Origin of the sequence: Periweissella fabaria, from assembly GCF_918814575.1 — a bacterium.
GTDB lineage: Bacteria > Bacillota > Bacilli > Lactobacillales > Lactobacillaceae > Periweissella > Periweissella fabaria.
Map to the genome: position 1 here is coordinate 1 of NZ_CAKKNS010000003.1, position 26,305 is coordinate 26,305.

The window sequence follows — 26,305 nt, forward strand, 5'->3', positions numbered from 1 at the left end:
ATTTACTAGCGAAATTGACATTCGCAAATTTGTTTAACTCTGAAATCTAGTTTCAAAGTACTTACACATTTGATTGTCAAAACTTTATTCAGTTTTCAAAGATCTACGTTGTTGTTAGCAACTTAATATGCCGCAACAACATTTATTAATAATATCAGAAGTTCAACATTTAGTCAACAACTTTTTTCATTTAATAATCATTGTCATAACATTTAAATAACTCGTTTAGCGACAAGTAATATCTTACTATGAATCACTGCCTTTCGTCAACAATTTTTGTAAAAAAACCATCAATTATATCCAAATTCATTAGTCATTAACAACCGGTAACCTTTTTACGCAATTATGTAACAAAAAAAGACTCTAAAATAGCTATTTCAGAGTCTTTTTGCTTAATTTAATTATGGTCGCATTGTTGGGAATAACAAGACATCGCGAATTGATTCCGAATCAGTTAATAACATAACTAAACGATCAATCCCAATTCCAAGTCCCCCTGTAGGTGGCATACCATATTCAAGGGCCTCGATAAAGTCTTCATCAATTCCTTCAGCTTCATCATTTCCAGCTTCACGTTCAGCTGCTTGCGCTTCAAAACGTTGACGTTGATCAATTGGATCGTTTAATTCAGTAAAGGCATTGGCGTATTCACCACCCATGATAAACAATTCAAAACGATCAGTAAAGCGAGCATCATCATCATTTTTCTTGGCCAATGGTGAAACTTCCAATGGATGACCGTATACAAATGTTGGTTGAACTAATGTATCTTCAACAAATGTTTCGAAGAATTCATTAATGATGTGCCCAACTGTCCAGTATGCTTCATACTTAACATGTTTTTCATCAGCTAATGCTTTAGCTTCTTCAACTGTCATTGGTTGCCAGAAATCAATTCCTGTTTGTTCTTTAATCAAGTCAACCATGTGCTTACGTGCAAATGGTTGTTCTAAATTAATTTCAGTTCCTTGGTAATTCACAATTCCATTATCAGTTACTACTTTAGCCGCAGCTTTAAAGATAGCTTCCGTTTCATTCATCACATCTTCAAAGTTCCAAAAAGCAGCATATGATTCAAGAACCGTAAATTCAGGATTGTGTTTTGTATCCATCCCTTCATTTCGGAATACTCGGCCAATTTCGTAAACACGATCCATTCCACCGACAATCAAACGCTTCAAATGAAGTTCAAGCGCAATCCGAAGATACATATCAATATTTAAAGCATTGTGGTGAGTAACAAACGGACGGGCTGAAGCACCACCAGCTTCAGTTTGAAGCATTGGTGTTTCAACTTCTGTAAACATTTGACTATCCAAGTAAGCACGTACTGCAGAAATAATCTTTGAACGTTTTTGAAATTTATCAAATGATTCTTCATTAGCAATCAAGTCCAAATAGCGCTGACGATAGATAGTTTCAACATCCGTCAAACCATGGTACTTATCTGGTAATGGACGAAGCGCTTTACTCAAGTGAGTTACGTGAGTTGGCTTAATTGTCAATTCACCCATATCTGTCTTGATTAATTCACCTTCGACCCCTAACCAATCACCAAGGTCTGCTTTTTTAAAGATAAAGTAGTTTTCTTCACCGACAACATCTTTACGCACGTAGATTTGTAACTTACCACTACGGTCTTTAATGTCTGCAAAACCAACTTTACCTTTACCACGTTTAGACATCATCCGACCAGCGATTTTCACAACAAGGTGTTTATCGTTTAATTCGTCTTTTTCTAAATCGCCATATTCGGCGTGTAAGTCAGCTGCTAATGCTGTACGATCAAATTTTTGACCAAATGGATCAATCCCATTTTCGCGTAATTCAGTCATTTTCTCGCGACGGGCGATCATTTGGTCATTCATTGTTGGTTCTTGATTTGCCACAATTATTCCTCTTTTCTGCAGTTATTCCTTTATTACTATTACAAGAAAAACATAAAAATGCAAGCCTTTAAATAGAATTTACCGTCGGTTTACGCTTGATTATCAATAATACCTTGTAAATCACTTTCACTAAATTGATAATGCGTATTACAGTACGAGCAAACTACTTCAGCACCATGATCAAGGTCAATCAAATCTTGTAAATCAGCTTTAGGCAAAGCAGCCATTCGGTCTGCAAATTTTTCTTTTGAACAATCACATTCAAATTCAACTGGAATTTTATCAATCACATTTACTTCAGTATTATCAAAAAGCATTTCCAAAATATCTTCTGGTTGTTTACCGGCTAATAATAACTCCGATAACATTGGCATTTCAGCTAACTTTTTTTCAAGCGCTGAAATTGCTTCGTCATCAGCTCCCGGCAACAGTTGAATTAAAAAGCCGCCTGCAGCAGCAATTGTACTATCTGCATTTACAAACACTGAGACGCCCACTGCAGATGGAATTTGTTCTGACTTAGCTAAGTAATATGTAAAGTCTTCACCAATTTCACCACTCACAATTGGTACTTGCCCAGTAAACGGCATACCAAATCCTTGATCCTTTGTAATCGTCAAAAAGCCATCCTGACCAACGGCTTTAGCAACATCAATATGGCCGTCCGCTTTAGGTTCCAAGTTAACATGCGGATTTTGAATGTAGCCTTTAACTTTCCCTTTAGGAGTTGCTTCCACAACCACGTTCCCGACCGGCCCTTGACCATCAAATTTAATACTTAACTTATCGTCACCTTTTAAAATTGATGATGCCATTAATAAGCCGCCTGTTAATGTCCGTCCCAACGCAGCTGATGATGACGCCCATGTATCGTGTAAAACTTGAGCTTTAGCTACTAAATCAGTCGTTAAAATTGCATACGCCCGAAAGTTACCATCTTGAGTAACACTTTTAATTAAATAATCTGTCATTAAAATCTCCTATATTAATTATATTTACCTTTATTTTAGCAAAAAAAGCAACTTGATTGTGATTTGACTGTCATTTTCATATTTTTACCTTGCACTCACAAAAAAAGCTTCTTAACCCAAAGGTCAAGAAGCTCTTTTTAAACATTATTCTGCATCCGTATCATGACGTGATGTATCAAATGTTGATGTTTCATTTTTTGATTCATCTTCTGGTTGCGTATATTGAGCGGCTTGTTCCGCATCTTTTTTAGCAGCTTCAGCTTTAGCTTCTTCGAAAGTTGATGCTGAATGATCAGCATTTGCTTGCGCTTCAGATTCAGCTGGCATTAAACCAGTTTCAAACAAACTCTTAATTTCCTTAGCATCAAGGGTTTCGTATTTCAACAAGGCTTCAGCAATCGCTTTGTGTTGTGCCCGGTGAGATTCAATGATTTCCTTCGCTTGTGTGAATCCTTCAGTGGAAATCCGACGAATTTCTTCATCAACCATCCGTGAAGTTTCTTCAGAGAATGGTGCATTACCACCAAATTGTTCACCAGCAAACATTGCGCCACCACCTTCAAGTTGGACCATTCCAACTTTATCAGACATTCCATATTGGGTAACCATGGCACGAGCAATCCCTGTTGCTTGTTGGAAGTCATTAGATGCTCCCGATGATTGTTGGTGGAAGATAACTTCTTCAGCCGCACGACCACCCATCAAACCAGCGATTTGATCCATGGCATCATCTTTATTAAGCAACATTTGATCTTCTTTTGGTAAGACAATAGCATAACCGCCGGCACGACCCCGTGGTACAATCGTAACTTTGTGCACTACGCGGGCATTACTCAAGACCATCCCAACTAAAGCGTGACCAGCTTCGTGATATGCAACTGTTTCACGTTCATGTTTGGAAATAACACGATCCTTTTTAGCTGGACCAGCAATCACACGATCTTCCGCTTCATCAACGTCAGATGCATCAATTTCTTGCTTATTACGACGAGCGGCAAGTAAAGCTGCTTCATTAAGCAAGTTTTCCAAGTCAGCCCCAACAAAACCAGGAGTTTGTTGTGCAATAACTTTTAAGTCAACATCAGATGCCAACGGCTTATTCTTAGCATGCACACGTAAAACAGCTTCACGTCCTTTAACATCAGGGGCACCAACTAAAATTTTACGGTCAAAACGACCTGGCCGAAGAAGTGCTGGATCTAAGACATCTGAACGGTTAGTTGCTGCAATAACAATAACTGCATCAGTCTTAGTAAATCCATCCATTTCAATCAACATTTGGTTAAGGGTTTGTTCACGTTCATCGTTACCGCCCCCCATACCTGAGCCACGTTTACGACCAATGGCATCGATTTCATCAATAAAGATAATTGAAGGTGACGTACGCTTGGCGTTATCAAAGAGATCACGAACCCGTGATGCCCCAACCCCAACAAACATTTCAACAAAATCAGAACCTGAAATTGAGTAGAATGGTACGCCGGCTTCACCAGCAACCGCTTTAGCAAGTAAAGTCTTACCTGTTCCGGGAGGCCCTTCTAAAAGTACCCCCGCTGGGATACGTGCTCCTAAAGCAGCAAACTTCTTAGGATCTTTCAAGAAGTCAACAACTTCAACTAATTCTTGTTTTTCTTCTTCAGCACCGGCAACATCGGCAAATCGAACTGTGTTAGATTTTGGATCAGCTGGCTTGGCTTTTGATTTCCCAAAATTCATCACGCCGCCACGGCCGCCACCGCCACCTTGACCAGCTTGACTCATCATGAGATAAAATAAACCAACTAAGATTAACATTGGTACTAATGTAATGAGAATATTACTTAAAATACCTGAAGGTTGTGATTTAACAACTTCTGTCGCATCCCCCTTCTTAGTTGCTTGTTGAATTTCTTTAACAACTGGGTCATTTGTCAACACAGTTGTTGTAAAACTTGTTACTTTACTTGTTGTTGAACCACCTAGTAATGGTGCTTTACTTGACACTGTTTGTGCTTTTTTGTAATCACCAGAAATCTTGTAAACTCCGTTACCCGGTTGAATTGAGTAGGTTTTAATTTTACCACTCGTTAATTGGCTGGTGAATTTTGTTGCATTAATTTCTTGTGTCCCATTTTGCCCTCCGCCGTTAGTGAAAAAGGTAATTACCCCGATCACGGCCAAAAACATAATAATATATAAGAAAGAATTGCGGAATACACCATTATTCCGTCGATTGTTCATATATGCCTCCTTGCTGAATCTTTCGAATTTAGCGTTAGCTTATCTATTTAATTGATAATATACCACATTTGACTAATCTTGACCATTTAATGTTGCAGTATCTTCAGCTGTATATATTTCTGGCTTCAAAACACCCACATAAGGCAAGTTACGATACAAGTCCTTGTAGTCCAAGCCATAGCCGACTACAAACTCATTTGGTACATCAAAGCCAATGTAGTCAACATCAATCTCGACTACGCGACCTTCTTTTTTATCAAGTAAACTTGCTACTTTAATACTATTAGCCCCACGTTGTTTCAATAATTCAATCATGTACTTCAAAGTTCGACCGGTATCAACAATATCCTCTAGGATAATGATATCACGACCTTTAACATCAGTTGTTAAATCCGTTTTCAAAGTAATTGAACCCGCAGACTCAACACCACCATGATAACTAGAAACATCGATAAATTCAATCTCAGCATATTCATCCATTGCCCGCATTACATCAACAGTCCAAAGAATAGCACCCTTTAAAACTGAAAGTAAAATTGGGGTTTTACCAGCGTAATCATGCGCCAATTGAGCTCCAATTCGTTGGGCAGCCGCCGCAATATCTGCCTCACTATATAAAACGCGCTCAATGTCGTTGTTCATTGTCATCTAATAAACTCTCCTATTTAGTATCTGGAATGTAAATTACTTCATAATTTACTTGATCAGGCCTTACCCAATTTGCTTTATAGTCAACTACCCACAATACTTGATTATGTGCATCAGTTAATAACGGAATTGCATCACGCTCTTCAAAGGGCACCTTGGCGTCAATTAAGACCCGTGCAACTTTTTGATGTCCATTTTTTAAGCCAATTGCATCCCCGTCTTTTCGATAACGTAGGCGTAAAGGCCAAGCATCGTCCTCAAGGTGTATTGGGATGATTATAGCGCTATTATTCAAATTGTGTGGGTTTGTTACCTTTTGTTTAACAATAAATTTACCACCATTTGGTAATAAATACCACTTATTCAATGTTATCACATTATCCAACGAATTTCGTCGGTGAATTACTTTTGTCTGCCGACGTATTAAAGCTATTTTTTGATAAGTTTTAACTAATTCGTATTCTTTATTCAGAACTACTTTGCCATTTGGTCGAGTAACATTAAAATACAAATTTTCAATTTGGTGTAATTGATTTTCTTTAATACTAACATTTGGTACTTCTACTGCTAGATACGCCTTTAAAGTTGCTTGGAACCACGACTTAGGAATTTTGTCCCAATATTGAGTTTGTTGCACCGTTTTTAAATAAAGTTCGACTTGTTCCGTAACCATTTCATCAACATGTGTGATTTGCCGGGCATATTGATTAAGCTGGCTTACTGCTTGTGGATTTTCAGTAATCATTTGCGGTAACAGGGTATGGCGAATCCGATTACGCGTGTAATTCAAATCTTGGTTACTAGCATCCTCATACCACTGAAGGTTATTTTGGTGGGCATACGCTATTAAATCTTTTTTAGGAATATTTAGTAATGGTCGTACGATATCTGTTTGAGCATTAAACGCCCGCGTCCATTGAATACTTCCTAATTGTTCCCAACGGCCACCACGCATTAATTTCATCAAAAAGGTCTCAGCGACGTCATTAGCATGGTGAGCTGTAAGAATTTTTGAAGCGTGATATTTAGCAGCAATTTGTGCTAAAAACCGATACCGTACTTCACGACCAGCCGCTTCAATCCCATGCTTTGGGTGTTGTGTTTGTGGCCAGATTAATTCTTCATATTTGAAACCATATTGCTTGGCTTGTTGGGCGACAAAAGTAGCTTCAGTGGCTGCTTGCGCTCGCATATCATGATTGATATGGGCCACAATAATTTTTGGGGCCGCATGTAGTTGCGCTAGACTGGCTAACAATACTTGTGAATCAACCCCGGCTGACGCAGCAACAACGAGGGTTTCTGTTGGTAAAAATAGTTGCTGTTTAGTTATATTATTTTTAACTTGCTGCATAAGCTTAATTAATTGTCGTTTCATCATGCCCCCTTTACTTATACCTATTTCATAATAAATAAAAAGCTACGCCATAGCGTAGCTTTTTATTTATCTATTAGCATCTGGATCAGTTGCTGGCAAATTATAGACTTGTTCGCCTTGTTTTGTATACATGTACTTTTCACGAATTAATTGTTGTAAATAAGTCGGATCATGTAATGCCGTGACTTGTTGTTTAAGATTGCTATTATCTTGCTTAACTTTAACAACCGACTGATTTACTTCCGCAATTTGTTGCTTAACGATTTGATATTGCACCATTCGGTAACCAATCGTTAAAGAACATACCACTAAAATAGCCGTTGTAGCCCAACGCATCATTTTTCGGCGGCGACGATGGACATCAGCGTAGTATGAATCGCGTTGATCATTTAAACTCTCGCTTGCACGAATGTCTTGTTTAAATTCTGAATTTAATTTCATACGTATCTGTCCTCACCACTCTTTAACATCCGTTATAATCCCACTTTATTTTAACATGAACAACCTATGCTTCGATATCAAAGTTTTGTTCGTAATCTTCTTTTAATACTTGATACATCTTATCAGCATCTTCTTTTTTAGTTGTTTCAAGTAATGCCAACACTTCAACAACTAGCGTCTTATTACCAAAATGGATTTCTAACTCATCATTGATATTTAAATTTGATGATGATTTAGCTTTTTTTCCATTAATCAAAATACGTCCTTGATCGGAAATATCTTTGGCCACACTCCGGCGCTTAATAATACGTGAAACTTTTAAAAATTTATCTAATCGCATCTTTTTTCCTCAATTTCTTGGTTAATTCAATAATATCGGCTCCTTTAGGTAACAATTCCCATTCTTTATCCGTCAAAGTTTGTTGCCAAACCGAGAGGCAAATAAAAACAAGGCCACCGACAATACTTCCCACGCTAATTACTATAATACTCAACAAACGATCTTGACCGATTATTAGAGTGGTTATATAAGTTATAAATTTAACAAGTCCAGCCATAATAAGCAAGTGACCGGCCATTTTTAAACATAACCGCCAAGGTAATAACACAACCTGTAACTGTTTGGGTAAGCGCATTAACACGTACCCTAACATCAAGGATAACGACAATACGGTTGCCCAACTAGCGCCAATTAACCCGAGGTATTTAATTAATAATAAGTTTACCCCTATTTTGCTAATTAACGCAACTAATATCCCATGAGTTAAAATTTTTGTCAGATCTAAGCTCTGTAAAATACTTGTTAATAAAATTAAGATGGACATAATTACCACACTTAAAATATACACTGCTAAGACAGAACTTCCCGCGGTGCTACCAAATAATACAAGATTGATCTGTGGCATCAAACAAATCATCCCCACCGTTGCAGCACTCGATAGCCAGACGGTTAGCCGTAAAAGGCTTTGACCAGTTTGTGCAACCGTAGCCCATTCCCCAGCTAAATACGCTTGTCGTAATCGCGGCACTAAGGCTGTCCCAAAACTAGTTGCAATTACTAAACCAAATTGCACAATTGGCTGGGCCCGGTCATAAATTCCTTTGGCTATCTTAGCCGTTTCAGTCGGCATACCATTGGCCACTAAACCATTCTTAATCGTGAAGGAATCAACTAATTGCAAGATAATCAACAATGCTGCTAGTACACTAACTAACAACCCTTCACTACCAATTTTCCCAAACAAATTCCAATTTAATTTTTCGTGCTGGGTTACTTGCCAATATTTTCGAGTTGGCTTAATAAAAAACATACTAGCAGCTAACCCGGCAATTGGCGCCGAAAGCATTGCTAACGTACCCATTAAATAAACATTCATTGTAGTTTTCATGGCCACATATGCCACAACAACAATAATCAGCACACGTACAAACTGTTCAATTACTTGTGAATACGCTGTTGGTCGCATATCTAACTGACCTTGGGCCACGCCACGTCCAACCGCCATCACGGGCATAATGATAAACATGAGACTAACGGCCCTAATTACATTTGTTAACTGAACATCACCCATTAATTCAGCGATTAATTTAGCACCCAAGTTTAACCCCAACACTAGGATAATTGCCAACAAAGTCAGTAATCGTAATAAATGCCCAGCCAATTTATCTTGAGCATCTTGGGTTGGTTCTGCAACAATTAATTTAGAAATAAAATTAGGCAACCCATTTAAAGCTAAAACCATGCCAATCCCGTAAATTGGATAAATTTGCTGATACACATAAAATCCCGTATCACCGACAAAATTTTCTAAAGGAATCCGATATACAGCACTAAGGACTTTGGCAATTAAAGCCGCAATAGCTAATAATGCTGTCCCTTGTACTAACTTTTTATTGCCCATCTTTTTCCTCGCCAATTTGTTGACTACTTACAATAGCTTGTAAATAGTTACTTAATTCCGTAAACCAAATTGATTGGGTCATATTAGGTTGAATAACAAACTTAATTTTAAGCGCGTCATTAGTTCCTTGACCAATTGCTGAGCGTAACTTAGTATGCGCCATATTGGTCATTACTGTTTCCATTGATAACGCTTTAACTGCTGACGCTGAAAATTGTACGAAAATAAAATTATTTTCTTGCCAAATTTTTTCAACCAATGCACTATCAGCAAGTGTTTTCAAGCGACTAATCTGGAGTAAATTGCTAACTTCGGTTGGATATTCCCCAAAGCGATCTAATAAATCTTCTTCGACTTCAATAAACTGCGGTTCGGTTATAGCTTGACGAATTCGACGATACATTTCAATTTTTTGACCTTGATCTTCAATGTACGTAGTTGGAATATAGGCTTCAATTGTTAAATCAATTTCGGCATCTGAGACCTTCGTTTGCCCTTGTCCACGTTTTTTCGCAACCGCTTCGGTTAGCATTTGTGTATATAAATCATATCCAACAGAATCGATGAAACCATGTTGTTGCTTACCTAATAAATTCCCAGCTCCCCGAATGCTTAAATCACGCATTGCAATCTTAAATCCTGAGCCTAGTTCAGTAAAATCACGAATTGCCTCGAGGCGCTTTTCACTTTCCTCGTTGAGACTTTGGTTTATCGGATACGTAAAGTACGCATAGGCGACTCGTGAGGAGCGACCAACCCGGCCACGCAATTGATACAATTGGGCTAATCCCATATGATCAGCATTTTCAATAATTAAAGTATTCGCATTGGGAATATCAACACCTGTTTCAATAATTGTTGTTGCCACTAACACATCATATTCACGATTAATAAAATCATATAAAACCGTTTCTAACTGATTTTCAGTCATTTGCCCGTGAGCATAAACAATCCGTGCTTCAGGTACTAACGCTCCTAAATAACCCGTAACTTTTTCAATATCATTAACCCGATTATGCAAGTAAAAAACCTGTCCTTGCCGCCCCATTTCACGTTCAATTGCATCAGCAATTACCCCACCATTTTGTTCCATAACATATGTTTGGATTGGATACCGATTTGCTGGTGGCGTCTCAATAACTGATAAATCGCGAACTCCCAACATTGACATATGTAATGTCCGTGGAATAGGCGTGGCAGTCAACGTTAGGACATCAACATTTGTTTTTAATTCTTTCAAGCGTTCTTTATGTTTCACCCCGAAGCGTTGTTCTTCATCAACAATCAGCAAACCAATATCAGCAAAAACGACATCTTTTGATAATACTCGGTGCGTCCCAACAACAATATCAATTGTGTGATTTTTCAATCCAGCAATCGTTTCTTTTATTTGTTTGGGAGTTTGAAAACGTGATAACAAGCCTAGTTTTACACCAAACTCTGCAAATCGTGCTTGCATTGATTCAAAATGTTGCTGTGCCAAAATCGTTGTTGGTACTAAAATCGCAACTTGTTTTTGGTCTAAAAACGCTTTATAAGCAGCTCGAAATGCCACTTCTGTTTTACCAAAACCAACATCTCCCACTAATAGTCGATCCATTGGCCGTTGTTTTTCCATATCGGCCAAAACTTCCGCTGTTGAACGTAATTGATCAGGCGTTTCTGTATATGGAAAGGCATCGGCAAAAGTTTGCATCGCTGCTTCATTATGACTAAATGCAAAACCTTGAGCCGCTTCACGTTCAGCATATAACGCAATGAGTTGATCAGCAATATCTTCTATTTGACTAGCAACTTTACGTTTCGTTTTAGCCCATTCAACACCACCTAATTTATTAATTTTTGGTGTTTTATCCTCGGCACCAACATATTTTTGTACTAAATTAAGTTGCGAAGCGGGAATAAAAATTTTAGCGTCTTTTTGATACCCAATCGTGATGTAATCTTGGTGAACACCATGTACTTCCAAAGTTTGCATGCCTTCATACACACCAATTCCGTGATTAACATGCACCACATAATCGCCAACTTTTAGTTCAGAATAACTTTTTATGCGCTCTGCATTCGCTAATGTTTGGCGTTTTGGACGGGCCTTTTTACGGACGCTGGCAAAAATTTCGTTTTCTGTTAGTACAGCCAATCGTTGAGTTGTTAATTCAAAACCACTATGTAATTGACCTGTAAGTACTTGAACTAATTGCGCTTGAAGTTCGTCAACTTTAACAATGGTGACGCTAATTTCAAAATCAGCTAAAATTCGTTGAATTTCACTGATACGGTCTTGCGTATTAGCTAAAATCAAAACCGTATATTTTTGTTTGTACCAACGTTCCATCTCTGATTTTAACAATGGTAATTGGCCAAAAAATTGTTGCATGACTCGTGAATTAACTTGCACCAAATTATCTAATTTAAGTTTACCGATGCCTTTTTGAAATTGACTTACAATCATCTGAGCATGACCACTGTGATGCACAATATTTAGCAACCGATGCGCCACTTCAACTTGTGGTAACACTTTTTGTTGTGCTAGACGATTAGTAATCCATTCTGCATCATTAGTTATTAGCTGTTGTTCTGAATCTTGTAAATGAGCTAAATCTTCAAAAATTAAAACTCCTTGGTCACTTAAATAATCGACAATCGACGCTGTTTGCGGGTAGAAATAGTCAATATATATGTTCAACTCTTGAGCTTGTGTCAAAGCGTTATCTGCTAGCAACGGTGTAAAATAATCCGTCAAATGTTTTTTAGCGGCCCCTGTAAGACTAGTCCGGACCGTCGTCATCGCATCTGCTAATTTTGCTTGACCATTAACTAAAGTGGGCTCATCTAAGATAAATTCATTGACTGGTCGAACTGTGAACTGTTCGATTGTTGCTAAGGATTTTTGGGAAACAATATCAAAAAAGCGCATTGAATCAATCATCGTATCAAAAAAATCAACCCGGACTGGATTCTCAACGCCAAAAGGATAAATATCAATAATTGAACCTCGAATCGCAAAATCTCCAGGTTTATCAACCATCTTAACTTGTTCGTATCCCATCATTAGTAAGGATGGCTGTAATGATTCAAATTGATACTCAGTTACAAAATCAAGCTGGAGATTGGCAGCTTTAAAAATTGATGGCGGCGTCAATTTTTTGCGGACACCGGCTAACGTCGTGACAACAATTACTGGTTGTTCTGACAGTAAAGCTGTTAAGGCTGCTATTCGAGCAGCTCGAGCATCTGGAGACGCTGTTGCTAGCTCAACTTCAATTCGATCTTCAGCTGGAAAATTAAAGATTTGCTCGTCATTTATAAAATTTTTCAAATCCTCAATAATTTGGTCAGCATGTAATTGATTATCTGCCACAATTAATTGTGGCTGTGTTAAATTCGCAAAAAATGAAGCATAATACGTCGTTCGAGCTGAACCCGTCAAACCAGTAATCAATTGGCGGGTATGAGGTATCAAATGCTCTAAAACATTTTTAAATTCATCAGTCTGAGCAATTAAATCTTGAATTTGCATCCCTTCAACTCCTTTTATAAATTGCTACATGCCGGGGTTAGTTAAATTTATTCATCGTTGCTTGAAAATCGTCATTACCAACCCAATCTTCAACAATTTGCATTGCTAAAATTAACCCATCTGCCAATGGTTGTTGTTGTTCTTTACTAAACTTACCTAAGACATAATTAACTACTGCATCTGGTGTATGGTCAGGATGGTCAATACCAAATTTCAAACGTTTAAACTCCTGGGTCCCAGTATGAGCAATAATACTCTTAATCCCATTATGACCACCTGCTGACCCTTTTTGGCGTAACCGCAGTGAGCCCATCGCCCGATCCATGTCATCAAAAATAACTAAAATATCTTCAATGGCAATATCATAATATTTCATCAAAGCAGCGACCGCCCGACCAGAATCATTCATGTAGGTAGTTGGCTGCACTAACAAGACCTTTTCACCTGCCAATTGAACTTGAGCGATAAACGCCTCTTGTTTCACTTTTTTTAAACTAATTTTCAACTCTTTCGCTAACGCATCAACCACCATAAAGCCCACATTGTGGCGGGTTTGTGCATACTTTTCACCAATATTACCTAAACCAACTATCATTTTCATTATCTATCTATATCCTCGTTTCATTATGCCAAAGTAGAGGCGCCCGTAATCGGACCCCCCTACTTTTAATTTAAAATCACTCAAAGTTATTATACCATGTTAACTACTTTTTCATCGATTGTTCTATTTTTTTAACCATCTATATGATAAGATTAAATATTATCTCAGCAAATTTTAATCGGAGGCGACATTTTGGATATTTCGTTCATAAAACCTAAACAGGAGCTCACAATTGTTCATGAAAATACAACAATTAGTGAAGCTCTTGCTATCTTTGAAAATTCTAATTTTCGTGCAATTCCGATTTTAGATACTACCGGCGAACTTTTCCGTGGTAATATCTATAAAATGCACGTCTATCGCCACATGGCTGAACATGGTGACATGGAATTACCTGTAACTACGTTAATGCGTAATTCCACCAAGTTCATTAACCTTGACGCTGCTTTTTATTCAATCTTTTTCGCTATTCGTGACCTCCCTTACATCGCAGTATTGGATCATCAAAATCATTTTTATGGTATCTTAACTCACGCCAGTTTAATGGAGTCTCTTTCAACAAGTTGGAATGTTGATCGTGGTTCTTATGTCCTTCGGGTTCGCACAGCTGGTCAACGCGGTGATTTGCAATCAACTTCAAAAGTTATTTCTAAATATACCGCAATTGAAGCCGTAATGACGTCTAATTCACACCCGGAAAATAAATCTGTTGATATTTTATTTACTTTACCATTTGGTCTTGAAAATAGTCTTTTACAAAAAATTATCCGTGGTTTACAACGTAAAGGTTATCCAGTCGTCGAAATTGAAGATTTACATAATTAAAAAAGGAACGCCAAATGGCGTTCCTTTTTTAATTATTCTGCAGTGTCCGTGTTATTTTCAGTTGATTCCAAAAATTCAATCAAGCCGGCACTATCAATCCGACCATCTAAAACCATACCAACTCCAGCCATAAAATTCATACCAGTTTGAACACCGTTATAAAATGCTTTAGCCGTTTCATCACTACCAGCTTGCTCTGTAATGGCACTTGTGTACGCCTTTTGGTAATCACCTAATCGACCAATTAGATATGATACCGTTTTGGCCCGTCCAAGTTCTGTTGCTAATTGTTGAACTTGCTCAGCAATTTCAACGTCATCAGTATCAACTGGCATCCCATTGGCAAAGTTCAAAAAGGCTTTACTAATTGCAGCTGCTTCTGTTGCATCTAATTTAGTAAAACTACGTACATGTTGCTTCATAATTTAAATCTCCTACTTCTTTTCCATTAATTCTTTTGTGCGGTTCATGATTGGACCAAGATATTGACCGGTATATGAATTAGCAACATCAACGATTTCCTCTGGTGTCCCAGTTGCTAAGACCATACCACCACCGGCGCCGCCTTCTGGGCCCATATCAATCAAGTAATCAGCAGCTTTGATAACATCCAAATTATGTTCAATAACTAGAACAGTATTACCTGCATCGACTAATCGATTTAAGACGACCAATAAACGCGCAATATCATCAGTATGCAAGCCGGTTGTCGGTTCGTCAAGAATATAAAAATTCTTTCCGGTTGATTTTTTGTGTAATTCCGATGCCAACTTCATTCGTTGGGCTTCACCACCAGACAACGTTGTGGCACTTTGACCTAACGCAACGTAGCCTAAGCCAACATCTTGTATTGTTTGTAACTTACGCCGAATTTTAGGAATAGGTTCAAAAAATGCTAATGCTTCAGCAACTTTCATTTCTAAAACTTGAGCAATATTTTTACCCTTATACTCAACTTCTAACGTCTCTGAATTATACCGGGCACCATGACAAACTTCACAAGGCACATAAACATCAGGTAAGAAATTCATCTCGATTTTGATAATACCATCACCGTGACAAGCTTCACATCGCCCACCTTTGACATTAAATGAGAAGCGACCTTTTTTATAGCCTCGCATCTTGGCCTCATTAGTTGTCGCAAATAAATCGCGAATATCATCAAAAACACCTGTGTATGTTGCAGGATTAGATCTTGGTGTCCGTCCAATAGCACTTTGATCAATATCAACAATTTTCTCAATGTTTTCATAACCCGTAATTTTAGTAAATTTGCCGGGTTTCTCAGAGTTATGATTCAATTTTTGTTTTAAAGCCCGTTTCAAAATCATATTAACCAACGTTGATTTCCCAGAGCCTGAAACACCGGTAACAGCAATAAATTTCCCCAATGGAAAATCGACCGTCACATCTTGCAAGTTATTTTCAGCCGCACCGGTAATTGTCAATTTTTGACCATTCCCTTGACGCCGTTGTGTTGGTACTGGAATAAACTTTTTCCCGGCTAAATATTGTCCAGTTAATGATTTTGTTGTCCGTGCAACTTGCTTAGGTGTACCAGCAGCCATAACTTGCCCACCTAAATCACCAGCCCCTGGCCCAATATCAATTAAATAATCAGCTGCCCACATTGTATCTTCATCGTGTTCAACGACAATTAAAGTATTCCCTAAATCACGCATTTTTTTAAGGGACGCAATCAAACGATCATTATCCCGTTGATGCAACCCAATTGATGGTTCATCCAAAATATATAACACCCCTGAAAGGTTCGAACCAATTTGGGTGGCTAATCGAATACGTTGAGCTTCACCACCAGATAAAGTTCGTGCTGAGCGGGATAGTGTTAAGTAATCTAACCCAACGTTTTCCAAAAATGTTAACCGGTCAATAATTTCTTTAATGATTGGTTGGGCAATCGTAGCATCTTGTTCACCAAACGTAACTTGCCTAAAAAATGCTAATTCATCCGTCACGGCTTTTTCTGAAACTTCCGCAATGTGTTGGCCGTTCACTTTGACAGATAACGCTGCCGGATTTAAGCGGTACCCATGACAGGCGACACACGTTAATTCAGTCATATACTGACGCATTTGATCGCGGGTAAAATCAGAATTCGTTTCTTTGTAACGGCGTGAAATATTATTAATAACCCCTTCAAATGGTGCATCCACATCACGAACACCACCAAAATCGCTTTGAAAGTGAAAATGAAAATTCTTCTTACCAGAACCATACAAGACTAGATCACGTTGCTTTTTCGTTAATTTAGCAAAAGGTACATCCATTGGAATCTTAAATTGTTCAGCAAATTGCGCTAACATAGCCGGATAGTATTGTGATGAAATCGGACTCCAAGCAGCAACGGCACCTTCAGTTAAGGTTAGTGTCTTATCTGGCACAATTAAATCTTCATCCACTTCAAGTTTAACTCCAAGCCCTTCACAAACAGGACAAGCTCCTAATGGGGCATTAAATGAGAATAACCGTGGTTCGAGCTTACCGACTCCAAAATCTTTAAGCGCACCTGTATAGTGATCAGAAAAAGTAATTTCAGTTTGACCAATAATATCAACTGTTACTAATCCTTCCGCTAAGCGCATTGCTGATTCAACCGAATCAAATAATCGTGAACGAATACCGTCTTTTAAAACAATGCGATCGACGACAATTTCAATTGTATGCGCCACATTTTCATCTAAAGCATAGTCTTCCGCTAAATCAACAATCTCTCCGTCTAAACGAATACGTACAAAGCCTTCTTTACGAATTTTAGCAAAAATTGATTGGTGGGTACCTGTTTTTGCAACAATCACGGGGGCTAAAATTTGCAATTTAGTCCGTTCTGGATATTGCTGGAGCACATGATCAACAATTTGTTCAATCGATGGTAATGTAATAATGCCATCTGCAGCCGCATCCGGTTTTCCCACCCGGGCCCACAACAACCGTAAATAATCATTAATTTCGGTAACGGTTCCTACTGTAGACCGGGGATTTTTGGAAGTTGTTTTTTGATCAATTGAAATTGCTGGACTCAAGCCATCAATGGAATCAACATCTGGTTTATCCATTTGTCCTAAAAATTGCCGTGCATAGGCCGAAAGGCTTTCAACATAGCGGCGTTGACCTTCAGCATACAGAGTATCAAAGGCTAATGATGACTTTCCAGAGCCAGATAAGCCGGTTACAACCACTAATTTATCACGGGGAATTGTAACATCAATATTTTTTAAATTATGGGCGCGTGCGCCATGAATTACTATTTTATCGTTTGCCATACTTTATCCTCAAGCTTTTTTAAGTGCTTTTAATTCCATTATCGTATCACGCAACGTGGCGGCTTCTTCAAAATCAAGTCGCTTCGCAGCATTCTTCATTTGATCTTCAAGACTAGCTAAAATTAAGGCTTGATCAGCTTTCTTCATATCCTTAAATTCAACTTCCGTTAAACTAGCCGATTTTGATTGGCCATCATCCGAACTTGGTTGCGAAATAGAAATCAAATCACGAACTGGTTTAATAATCGTTTCTGGAACAATCCCATGTTCTGTATTATAAGCAGTTTGTATCTCACGTCGGCGCGCTGTTTCATCCATTGCATTTTGCATTGAATCAGTTACCTTATCAGCATACAAAATCACATGGCCGTTACTATTACGTGCCGCTCGACCAATTGTTTGAATCAATGAACGTTCATTCCGTAAAAAGCCTTCTTTATCAGCATCCAAAATGGCCACTAATGATACTTCAGGGACATCAATTCCTTCTCGCAACAAATTAATCCCAACTAATACATCAAATTTCCCCAGCCGTAAATCACGAATAATTTCCGTTCGCTCAAGTGTTTTTATATCAGCGTGTAGATATTTAACTTTAATGCTTAAGTCTTTAAAGTAATCTGTTAAATCTTCCGCCATTTTCTTAGTCAGTGTTGTAATGAAGACCCGTTCATTACGCTCAACCCGTTCATTAATTTCACCAACTAAGTCATCAATTTGCCCCATAACTGGTCGAACTTCGACCGTTGGATCAAGTAACCCAGTCGGCCGAATAATTTGTTGTGCAATATCTTCTGCTGGTACCCGTTCAGTTTCATAAACACCGGGCGTTGCTGACATATAGACAATTTGTTGTACATGTTTTTCAAATTCCGTTAAAGTTAATGGTCGGTTATCAAGTGCCGATGGCAAACGGAATCCATAGTCAATTAGCTGTTGTTTCCGCGCCCGGTCACCGTTGTACATCCCACGAATTTGCGGCATCGTAACATGGCTTTCATCAACGACAATTAAGAAATCATCAGGAAAGAAATCAAGGAGGGTAAATGGTGGTTCACCTGCTTGACGACCATCCATATGCCGGGAATAATTTTCAATCCCACTTGTGAAGCCCATTTCTTTGAGCATTTCAATATCATACTCTGTCCGTTGTTTTAGACGCTGGGCCTCGAGTAATTTTCCTTCATTTTCAAAAACTTTAAGCTGTTCTTCGAGTTCTGCAGCAATGGTTTGCGTTGCACGTTCAATAATTGTGTCATTAGTCATAAAGTGCTTAGCTGGAAAAATTGAAACATGCGCTTGATCACTGAGAATTTCACCTGTTAATGAATCAATTTCGCGAATACGATCAATCTCATCCCCAAAAAATTCAATCCGCAAAGCTTTAGAATCACTTGAAGCCGGGAAAATTTCTACTACATCCCCGCGAACACGAAAACGTCCCCGTTGAAAATCAATGTCATTACGTTCAAATTGAATATCAATTAACTGCCGTAATAAAGCATCTCGTTCCACTTCCATCCCAACTCGTAAAGACACAACATGTTCCCGATATTGATGCGGGTCTCCCAATCCAAAGATTGACGACACGGAAGCCACCACAATCACATCGTTACGCTCTAGTAATGATGCTGTTGCTGAATTTCGTAATTTATCAATTTCATCATTGATTGATGAATCTTTTTCAATATACGTATCCGATGATGGGACATATGCTTCTGGTTGATAATAATCATAATATGAGACAAAGTATTCAACAGCATTGTCGGGAAAAAATTCTTTAAATTCGCCATATAGCTGCCCCGCCAAAGTTTTATTATGTGACAAAACTAAAGTTGGTTTATTGACTTCTTTAATAACATTACTAATTGTAAAAGTTTTCCCAGTCCCAGTTGCTCCAAGTAAGATTTGTTCTTTCTTACCCGCATTGATACCGGCAACTAGCTGATTAATCGCTTGCGGTTGGTCCCCAGTTGGTTGGTATTTTGAATGTACGTTAAATTCATGCGTTGTCTCCCGATTAATCATAAATGACCCCTTTCAAAATAAAAAATCGAATAAAAAAGAAAGCTTAATATTAAGCTTTCTTTTTACTAATTAATTAATTTTACCATACAGAACGATTGTTCGGTAAAATAATCCCTGTCTTAACTATTTTAAAATAGTTTTTGTCAGTGCCATTAATTTACCGCGATCAGAAAATTCTTGATCCAACATTTCTGGTAAGACTGATTTAATCACATATTTAACACTTGGCATATCACCAAATTCCAACATTGTTTCCAGACTTTCTTTGTAAATTTCGACAAAGACCGGTTCAGGATTACCCTTTTGAATTTCACCAAAGGCTTCATATAATAAATCTAATTTATCAGCTACTGATAAAATACGACCTTCTAAAGTATCATCTTTACCTTCAGTTAGACGGCGGCGGTAACGGTCGGCCAATTCTGATGGAATTTCATTTTCAATAAAATTTTCTGTCAATGAATCTTCAACATCTGATAACATCATCCGCAAGGTATGTGTTGCATATTTAACTGGAGTCTTAATATCACCGATAAATCGCTCCGTATAATCGTGATTGAGCGCTTTTTCGTATAATCGTTGCCAATTAACCTCATTGCCATTTACTTCTTCGATATCGCCTAAAAATTGGGCTGCTTGGGTTACCTTCCATGAGTGCGCTGCCACACTATGTCCTTGATATTTAAAATATCCTGGCGCACGGACAACCATCTCGAGTTCACTTAATCCTTGTAAGTATTCATGCATCCCCATTAAATTATGCCTCCGATTTGTTTTATATATCCTAACAAAATGTGAAAAGACTTGCAATATTTTCCACTAATAAAAAAGAGTAGTCTTAACTAGTATTCTAGTCACACCACTCTTTTTACTATCTAATTATGCAATAAATGCACTAATTGCTTGTTCAAAATCAGCTAATTGTTGTAATGATTGTGCTTCTGAGGCAGATACCGTACCAATATAGAACTTAATTTTAGGTTCTGTTCCTGATGGCCGCACTGCAATCCATGTCCCATCTGCTAAGTGATATTTCAACACATTCGCAGTTGGTAATGTCAATGGTGTTGTTGTTTGTGTCGCTACCGTAAATGATGTTTGTTTACTGAAGTCCTCAATCTTGACTACTGAAACACCAGCAAACTCAGCTGGGGCTTGTTCACGGAATTTCGTCATAATTGCATTAATTTGATCAGCGCCATCAACTCCGGCAAAAGTTTCAGAAATTGTCTTTTCACGGAAATAACCATATTCAGCAAATAGGCTTTCAACCCCATCATAAATCGTTTGACCTTGTGACTTGTAGTAAGCAGCTACTTCAGCCAATAGAGTCAATGCTTGAATGGCATCCTTATCGTGTGAAAATGGCTTAATTAAGTAACCATATGATTCTTCAAAACCAAACATAAAGCTATGTTCGTTAGTCGCTTCAAAATGTTCAATTTGTTCTGCGATATATTTAAACCCAGTTAAGACATTAATCATCTCAACGTTAAATGATTGTGCAATTGCCGTCGCAAATTCTGATGATACAATTGACTTCACTGCTGCTGCATTAGTTGGTAATGTTTGGGCAGCTTGGTTTGCCTTCAAAATGTAGTGTAAGAGAACTCCGGCAATTTGATTACCAGTTAACAATTGGTATTCGCCGTTTGGTAAACGAACCGCAGCACCCAAACGGTCTGCATCTGGATCAACGGCCATTAATAAGTCTGCATCGACTTCTTTACCAAGTTTAATCGCTAAGTCAAAGGCTGCTGGTGATTCTGGATTTGGTGACTTAATCGTTGGGAAGTCACCATCGATAACGGCTTGTTCAGGTACAATTACATAATTATTGAAACCAGCATTTTTAAGTGCTCGTTCCCCAATCATTTGACCTGTTCCGTGTAACGGTGTAAAGACAACCTTCATGTCCTTACCAACTGTATCAATTAGTTCTTGGTTAATCGTGACCGTTTTAACGGCTTGTAAATAAGCACGGTCAATTTCTTCACCGATTACCTTAATCGTCCCAGCTGACATTAATTCATTTTCGTCAGCCACTTTAACACCAAATAAATCTGTTACTTCACGAATATAGCCGGTAATTAAATCCGATTCTTTCGGTGGCATTTGACCACCATCTTCGCCGTAAATTTTGTAACCATTGTATTCTTTTGGATTATGTGATGCCGTTATCATAATTCCGGCATACGTTTTCAAGTGACGAACTGTAAATGAAAGTTCTGGGGTTGGCCGTAAACCTTCAAAAACATACGCTTGAATCCCATGTGTTCCTAAAACCCGCGCTGCTTCATGCGCAAATAATTCTGAATTATGCCGTGAATCAAAACTAATTGCAACTCCACGTTTACGTTCATCGGCAGATAACGTATCCATAAATTTCGCTAAACCTTCAGTCGCTTGCCGAACCGTATAGATATTCATCCGGTTAATCCCAGCACCCAAGATCCCACGCATCCCTGCTGTTCCGAAACTCATTGGTTGATAAAATGCATCTTCCAACATTGCGTCATCATGCACATTAGCATCTAATTCATTCCGTAAATCAGCATCTAAATTTTGGTAATCGCGCCATACTTCATAGTTATCTTTCCAACTCACAATATTTGCCTCCGCATAGTTAATTTGTACATTAATTATAACTTATTAAAACAAAAAAATCAGATAGAAAACGAGTTTCGACCTGATTTTATATTTTAATCACCTAATGATTGTAAGTAACCATATGCACTTTGACCAGCAATTGCACCATCACCAACGGCTGTTGTCACTTGACGAAGTTCTTTTTCACGAACATCACCCAGTGCATAAATCCCTGGTACCTTAGTAGCCATTGATTCATTTGTTTCAATCCAACCTTGTTCGTTAGTAATCCCTAAGTCAAGGAAAGGTTCTGAAATTGGGTTAATCCCAACATAAATAAAGACCCCATCAGCGGCAATTTCTGAAACTTCTTGGGTTTGGTTATCAACAACGCGAACACCGGTAACTTTTTTATCGTCACCCAAAATTTCTTGAACTTCCGTAAACCACTTAAAGTCAATTTTTTCATTTGCAAATGCGCGATCTTGTAAAATTTGTTGGGCACGAAGCTTGTCACGTCGGTGTAAAACCGTCACCTTTTCGGCTAAACCAGCTAAATAAGTACCTTCTTCAACGGCTGAATCACCACCACCGACAACAATAACATGCTTATTACGGAAAAAGGCCCCATCACAAACGGCACAGTATGAAACTCCACGGCCACCGAATTCTTCTTCACCAGCAACCCCTAATTTTTTATATTGCGCACCAGTTGCAATGATTACACTTTTAGTTTCGTACGTATCCATATCAGTCACAACAGTCTTAGTTGCGCCATGATCTTCAATCTTAGTTACCGTCCCAAAAGCATATTCCGCACCAAATTGCGTTGAACTTTGGTACATTTTTTCGGCTAAATCAGGTCCTAAAATTGAATCAAATCCAGGATAGTTTTCAATCTCAGCTGTGTTATTCATTTGACCACCGTAAACACCACGGTCAATCATTAAAACTGAAGAGTTTGAACGTGAAAGATACAAGGCGGCAGTCATCCCACCAGGCCCAGCACCAATAACAATTGCATCATATGTTTTTTCTGCCATTTAAATTGCCTCGCTTAATTTGTTTAATTCATTCTACTATACTTTAGTAAGTAAGTCACTTAATACCTTTTATTTTATCAAAAAAGGACTAGTAACATTCCTGCCCTAATCCCTTTATTTTACACCATTTGCTTAAAGTTCTTTAGCAATTGTTTTAATATATTCACGTAATTCATCTTTTGTTTCTGGGTGTTCAAGCCCAAATTCAATTGACGTTTCCAAGAAACCAATCTTAGAACCGATATCATAACGACGACCTGTAAACTCATGTGCATACACATGTTGGCGTTTGTTTAGGCTGTCAATGGCATCAGTAAGTTGAATTTCATCACCTTTACCAGGTTTTGTATTTTCAAGTTCTTCAAAAATTTCAGGTGTTAACAAGTAGCGACCAATAATCGCCAAGTCAGATGGTGCTTTATCAGGACTTGGTTTTTCAACGAATTGACGCACTTGGTACAAGTTGTCACCAACTTTTTCGATTGGGTCAATAACACCATATTTCTTGGTTTCTTCGTGTGGTACTTTAACAACTGCTAAAGTTGATTCACCAGTTTTTTCATATTGATCAATCAATTGCTTAGTCAAAGGTACTTCATCACGAGTCATATCATCACCAAGCAAAACAACGAATGGTTCATCACCAACGAATGCTTTAGCTTGTAAAACCGCATCACCTAAACCACGAGGCTTTGATTGACGAATAAAGTATAAATTAATATCAGTCGTTTCTTGAACCATTTGTAACTTTTCAAGCTTACCATCGGCTTCAAGCGCGGCTTCAAGTTCTGGATTTGAGTCAAAGTGATCTTCAATTGAACGTTTTGATTTACCATCAACAATCAAAATATCTTCAATTCCAGCCGCACGGGCTTCTTCAACAATAAATTGAATCGTTGGCTTATCAACAATTGGTAACATTTCTTTTGCTAATGCTTTTGTTGCAGGTAAAAAACGTGTTCCTAATCCAGCTGCAGGGATAACTGCTTTTTTAACTGATTTCATTTCACATACTCCCAAATTTAGTCTGTAAATTTTTATAAATAAATAATTAATTAATTTAATATTTATATTCTATCACGCTTTATCGACTACATGTATCCTTTTTAATCGATTTCAGATGTTGCTTCACGTTGCATCAATTCCTTAATTGCTGTTTTGATATCTTTATTTTCATAAAGAACTTGATAAATCGCATCGGTAATTGGCATTTCAACATGTCGTTGTGCTGCTAATTCTTTGGCAGCCTTAGTTGTTGATACTCCTTCAATCACCATGCCCATCTCTGCTTCAACTTCAGCTAATGATTTACCTAAACCTAATTGATATCCAGCTCGCCAATTACGCGAGTTTTTAGAAGTCCCTGTGACAATTAAATCACCAACCCCTGAAAGACCAATAAACGTTAACGGATTAGCACCAAAAGCTAAGCCTAGGCGGGAAATTTCAGCCAAACCACGTGTCAATAACGCTGCTTTAGCATTATCTCCATAGCCCAAGCTTACTAACGCACCCGCGCCAATCGCAATGATATTTTTTAGTGCACTACCCATTTCAGTCCCAATGACATCATCATTGGTGTATACCCGAAAATTGTGATTTGAAAAGGCCTTTTGTACCCGTTCAGCAATTGGCATACTTGTACTTGCAACAGTTACTAGTGTTAAGTCGTGTTTGATGACGTCTTCCGCGTGTGAAGGCCCTGATAAAACAGCAATTGCTACTGTATTATTTGCGGGAATTTCTTCACTCAACATTTCTGAAACGCGCTTATAGGTCTTTTGTTCAATTCCTTTAGTTGCATGAGCCACAATAACTTTTTGATCATTAGCAACTAAAATTTTAGCCAATTGTGCTGCAACTTCCCGTACCGCTTTGGTTGGGACAACACTTAAAACAATATCAACATCGCTAACTGCGGTAGCCATATCAGCAAAGGCAACTAATTTACTATTAAGCTGAGCATCTTTTAAATACCGAGTATTAGTATGTTGTTCATTAATTTCTGCCACTTGCGCTGGGTTATGTGACCACAACCGGACATCATGGCCATTTTCAGTTAAAACATTGGCTAAAGCGGTCCCCCATGAACCAGCACCAAGCACTGCAATTTTTTCTGTCATTTGTAATCTCCTCAATTACTAGATGTTTTGGGTCAAACTATGACCATCTAAATACCAACTATTTTCCGGGTAGCGTTTCCGACGAATATACCAAAGGATGATTGCCCCGAAAAATAAAATCAATGATAAGACTTGGGATACACGTAATGGTCCCCAGTATAAGCTATCTGTTCGCATTCCTTCAATCCAAAAACGACCAAATGAATACCAAATAATATAAGTCAAAACAACTTCACCTTGTTTAAATAGGTGCGGACGATGACGTAATAGCATGATGATAATAAAGCCTGTTACATCCCATAGTGATTCCCACAAATAAGTTGGCATGCGATAGTGGCCGCCAATAAACATTTGATTCACAATAAACGTTGGCACGTGTAAATTGGTTAAAAATGCGTGGGATACAATACGACCATAGGCTTCTTGATTCATAAAATTACCCCAACGGCCAATTCCTTGAGCCAAAATAACCGTTGGTGCAATAATGTCCAAATATAACCATGTATTAATCAGTTTGTGCCGTGTTACAAACAAGACAACTAGCAAACCACCAATTAAACCACCATATATCGCAATCCCACCATCCCAAATCGCTGGAATCAAGGCTGGATGTTGACTGTAATATGACCATTCAAAAATAACGTAGTATAAGCGTGCCGTAACTAGTGCTACTGGCATACCAATTAAAATTACATCATAAATATCGTCTGAAATTAAATTACGTCGCTTAGCCTCACGAACTGACAACGTAACCGCTAATACGACCGCACTAGCAATAATTACCCCATACCAGTGTACTGGCCATGTTCCAATCTTAAATGCAATTGGATTTAATGCCATCATTAAA

20 protein-coding genes are annotated in these 26,305 nt (G+C 38.2%); 1 reads left to right on the forward strand and 19 read right to left on the reverse strand.

Translation table 11 applies throughout. The features are described 5' to 3' along the window. Window positions 1–401: 401 nt before the first annotated feature. The 10 genes from lysS to pth form a co-directional block, all read right to left on the reverse strand. Window positions 402–1,889 (reverse strand): lysine--tRNA ligase, encoded by a 1,488-nt coding sequence (gene lysS / locus LQZ75_RS04030; protein ID WP_230096575.1) that lies wholly within the window; start codon window positions 1,887–1,889, stop codon window positions 402–404. 89 nt (window positions 1,890–1,978) lie between these two features. Then, on the reverse strand, window positions 1,979–2,860 hold the full coding sequence (hslO, locus tag LQZ75_RS04035; RefSeq protein WP_230096576.1) for an Hsp33 family molecular chaperone HslO: 882 nt from the start codon (window positions 2,858–2,860) through the stop codon (window positions 1,979–1,981). Between the two features lie 144 nt (window positions 2,861–3,004). After that, window positions 3,005–5,080: an ATP-dependent zinc metalloprotease FtsH gene (gene ftsH / locus LQZ75_RS04040; RefSeq protein ID WP_230096577.1), complete on the reverse strand. Its 2,076-nt coding sequence runs from the start codon at window positions 5,078–5,080 to the stop codon at window positions 3,005–3,007. Window positions 5,081–5,152: 72 nt separating this feature from the next. Further along, window positions 5,153–5,722: a hypoxanthine phosphoribosyltransferase gene (gene hpt, locus LQZ75_RS04045; RefSeq protein ID WP_230096739.1), complete on the reverse strand. Its 570-nt coding sequence runs from the start codon at window positions 5,720–5,722 to the stop codon at window positions 5,153–5,155. Between the two features lie 19 nt (window positions 5,723–5,741). Continuing rightward, window positions 5,742–7,109 (reverse strand): tRNA lysidine(34) synthetase TilS, encoded by a 1,368-nt coding sequence (gene tilS, locus LQZ75_RS04050; protein WP_230096578.1) that lies wholly within the window; start codon window positions 7,107–7,109, stop codon window positions 5,742–5,744. A gap of 63 nt (window positions 7,110–7,172) precedes the next feature. Then, complete coding sequence (locus LQZ75_RS04055) at window positions 7,173–7,547, reverse strand: FtsB family cell division protein (protein ID WP_230096579.1); 375 nt, start codon at window positions 7,545–7,547, stop codon at window positions 7,173–7,175. Between the two features lie 64 nt (window positions 7,548–7,611). Continuing rightward, complete coding sequence (locus LQZ75_RS04060; protein ID WP_230096580.1) at window positions 7,612–7,887, reverse strand: RNA-binding S4 domain-containing protein; 276 nt, start codon at window positions 7,885–7,887, stop codon at window positions 7,612–7,614. After that, entirely contained in the window at window positions 7,874–9,448 is a 1,575-nt protein-coding gene (locus tag LQZ75_RS04065; protein WP_230096581.1) for a putative polysaccharide biosynthesis protein, read from the reverse strand. The genes LQZ75_RS04060 and LQZ75_RS04065 overlap by 14 nt, the downstream gene beginning before the upstream one ends. Beyond that, a complete protein-coding gene (gene mfd, locus LQZ75_RS04070) occupies window positions 9,438–12,968 on the reverse strand; it encodes a transcription-repair coupling factor (protein WP_230096582.1) in 3,531 nt (1,176 codons plus the stop codon). The genes LQZ75_RS04065 and mfd overlap by 11 nt, the downstream gene beginning before the upstream one ends. A gap of 37 nt (window positions 12,969–13,005) precedes the next feature. Then, window positions 13,006–13,569 (reverse strand): aminoacyl-tRNA hydrolase, encoded by a 564-nt coding sequence (gene pth / locus LQZ75_RS04075; RefSeq protein WP_230096583.1) that lies wholly within the window; start codon window positions 13,567–13,569, stop codon window positions 13,006–13,008. Between the two features lie 189 nt (window positions 13,570–13,758). Between pth and cbpA the strand changes: the two genes are divergently transcribed. Then, window positions 13,759–14,394: a cyclic di-AMP binding protein CbpA gene (gene cbpA, locus LQZ75_RS04080; RefSeq protein WP_230096740.1), complete on the forward strand. Its 636-nt coding sequence runs from the start codon at window positions 13,759–13,761 to the stop codon at window positions 14,392–14,394. A gap of 32 nt (window positions 14,395–14,426) precedes the next feature. Here cbpA and LQZ75_RS04085 read toward each other — a convergent pair whose 3' ends face one another. The 9 genes from LQZ75_RS04085 to lgt all read right to left on the reverse strand — a co-directional run bounded on the left by LQZ75_RS04085 (window position 14,427) and on the right by lgt (window position 26,301). Next, window positions 14,427–14,816, reverse strand: coding sequence for a hypothetical protein (locus tag LQZ75_RS04085; protein WP_230096584.1), 390 nt, complete (start codon window positions 14,814–14,816; stop codon window positions 14,427–14,429). A gap of 12 nt (window positions 14,817–14,828) precedes the next feature. Next, window positions 14,829–17,675 carry an excinuclease ABC subunit UvrA gene (uvrA, locus tag LQZ75_RS04090; RefSeq protein ID WP_230096585.1) on the reverse strand — a complete coding sequence of 949 codons (2,847 nt, stop codon included), beginning with the start codon at window positions 17,673–17,675 and terminating at the stop codon, window positions 14,829–14,831. 9 nt (window positions 17,676–17,684) lie between these two features. Continuing rightward, on the reverse strand, window positions 17,685–19,703 hold the full coding sequence (uvrB, locus tag LQZ75_RS04095) for an excinuclease ABC subunit UvrB (protein WP_230096586.1): 2,019 nt from the start codon (window positions 19,701–19,703) through the stop codon (window positions 17,685–17,687). A 123-nt stretch (window positions 19,704–19,826) separates the two neighbouring features. After that, on the reverse strand, window positions 19,827–20,456 hold the full coding sequence (locus LQZ75_RS04100; RefSeq protein WP_230096587.1) for a YfbR-like 5'-deoxynucleotidase: 630 nt from the start codon (window positions 20,454–20,456) through the stop codon (window positions 19,827–19,829). Window positions 20,457–20,582: 126 nt separating this feature from the next. Next, window positions 20,583–22,310, reverse strand: coding sequence for a phospho-sugar mutase (locus LQZ75_RS04105; RefSeq protein WP_230096588.1), 1,728 nt, complete (start codon window positions 22,308–22,310; stop codon window positions 20,583–20,585). Between the two features lie 95 nt (window positions 22,311–22,405). Further along, the gene (gene trxB / locus LQZ75_RS04110) at window positions 22,406–23,335 is read right to left on the reverse strand and encodes a thioredoxin-disulfide reductase (protein WP_230096589.1); all 930 of its coding nucleotides are present in this window, start codon (window positions 23,333–23,335) and stop codon (window positions 22,406–22,408) included. Window positions 23,336–23,467: 132 nt separating this feature from the next. Further along, window positions 23,468–24,340 (reverse strand): UTP--glucose-1-phosphate uridylyltransferase GalU, encoded by an 873-nt coding sequence (gene galU / locus LQZ75_RS04115; protein ID WP_230096590.1) that lies wholly within the window; start codon window positions 24,338–24,340, stop codon window positions 23,468–23,470. A 101-nt stretch (window positions 24,341–24,441) separates the two neighbouring features. Continuing rightward, window positions 24,442–25,458 (reverse strand): NAD(P)H-dependent glycerol-3-phosphate dehydrogenase, encoded by a 1,017-nt coding sequence (locus tag LQZ75_RS04120; RefSeq protein ID WP_230096591.1) that lies wholly within the window; start codon window positions 25,456–25,458, stop codon window positions 24,442–24,444. 18 nt (window positions 25,459–25,476) lie between these two features. Further along, a complete protein-coding gene (lgt, locus tag LQZ75_RS04125) occupies window positions 25,477–26,301 on the reverse strand; it encodes a prolipoprotein diacylglyceryl transferase (RefSeq protein ID WP_432443442.1) in 825 nt (274 codons plus the stop codon). Between the last annotated feature and the right edge of the window lie 4 nt (window positions 26,302–26,305).

Excerpts from the sequence above, each read along its gene's own strand:
- hslO (WP_230096576.1), bottom strand. The coding sequence starts at position 2,860 with ATGACAGATTATTTAATTAAAAGTGTTACTCAAGATGGTAACTTTCGG.
- ftsH (WP_230096577.1), bottom strand. The coding sequence starts at position 5,080 with ATGAACAATCGACGGAATAATGGTGTATTCCGCAATTCTTTCTTATAT.
- hpt (WP_230096739.1), bottom strand. The coding sequence starts at position 5,722 with ATGAACAACGACATTGAGCGCGTTTTATATAGTGAGGCAGATATTGCG.
- tilS (WP_230096578.1), bottom strand. The coding sequence starts at position 7,109 with ATGATGAAACGACAATTAATTAAGCTTATGCAGCAAGTTAAAAATAAT.
- LQZ75_RS04055 (WP_230096579.1), bottom strand. The coding sequence starts at position 7,547 with ATGAAATTAAATTCAGAATTTAAACAAGACATTCGTGCAAGCGAGAGT.
- LQZ75_RS04060 (WP_230096580.1), bottom strand. The coding sequence starts at position 7,887 with ATGCGATTAGATAAATTTTTAAAAGTTTCACGTATTATTAAGCGCCGG.
- LQZ75_RS04065 (WP_230096581.1), bottom strand. The coding sequence starts at position 9,448 with ATGGGCAATAAAAAGTTAGTACAAGGGACAGCATTATTAGCTATTGCG.
- mfd (WP_230096582.1), bottom strand. The coding sequence starts at position 12,968 with ATGCAAATTCAAGATTTAATTGCTCAGACTGATGAATTTAAAAATGTT.
- pth (WP_230096583.1), bottom strand. The coding sequence starts at position 13,569 with ATGAAAATGATAGTTGGTTTAGGTAATATTGGTGAAAAGTATGCACAA.
- LQZ75_RS04085 (WP_230096584.1), bottom strand. The coding sequence starts at position 14,816 with ATGAAGCAACATGTACGTAGTTTTACTAAATTAGATGCAACAGAAGCA.
- uvrA (WP_230096585.1), bottom strand. The coding sequence starts at position 17,675 with ATGGCAAACGATAAAATAGTAATTCATGGCGCACGCGCCCATAATTTA.
- uvrB (WP_230096586.1), bottom strand. The coding sequence starts at position 19,703 with ATGATTAATCGGGAGACAACGCATGAATTTAACGTACATTCAAAATAC.
- LQZ75_RS04100 (WP_230096587.1), bottom strand. The coding sequence starts at position 20,456 with ATGGGGATGCATGAATACTTACAAGGATTAAGTGAACTCGAGATGGTT.
- trxB (WP_230096589.1), bottom strand. The coding sequence starts at position 23,335 with ATGGCAGAAAAAACATATGATGCAATTGTTATTGGTGCTGGGCCTGGT.
- galU (WP_230096590.1), bottom strand. The coding sequence starts at position 24,340 with ATGAAATCAGTTAAAAAAGCAGTTATCCCTGCAGCTGGATTAGGAACA.
- LQZ75_RS04120 (WP_230096591.1), bottom strand. The coding sequence starts at position 25,458 with ATGACAGAAAAAATTGCAGTGCTTGGTGCTGGTTCATGGGGGACCGCT.
- lgt (WP_432443442.1), bottom strand. The coding sequence starts at position 26,301 with ATGATGGCATTAAATCCAATTGCATTTAAGATTGGAACATGGCCAGTA.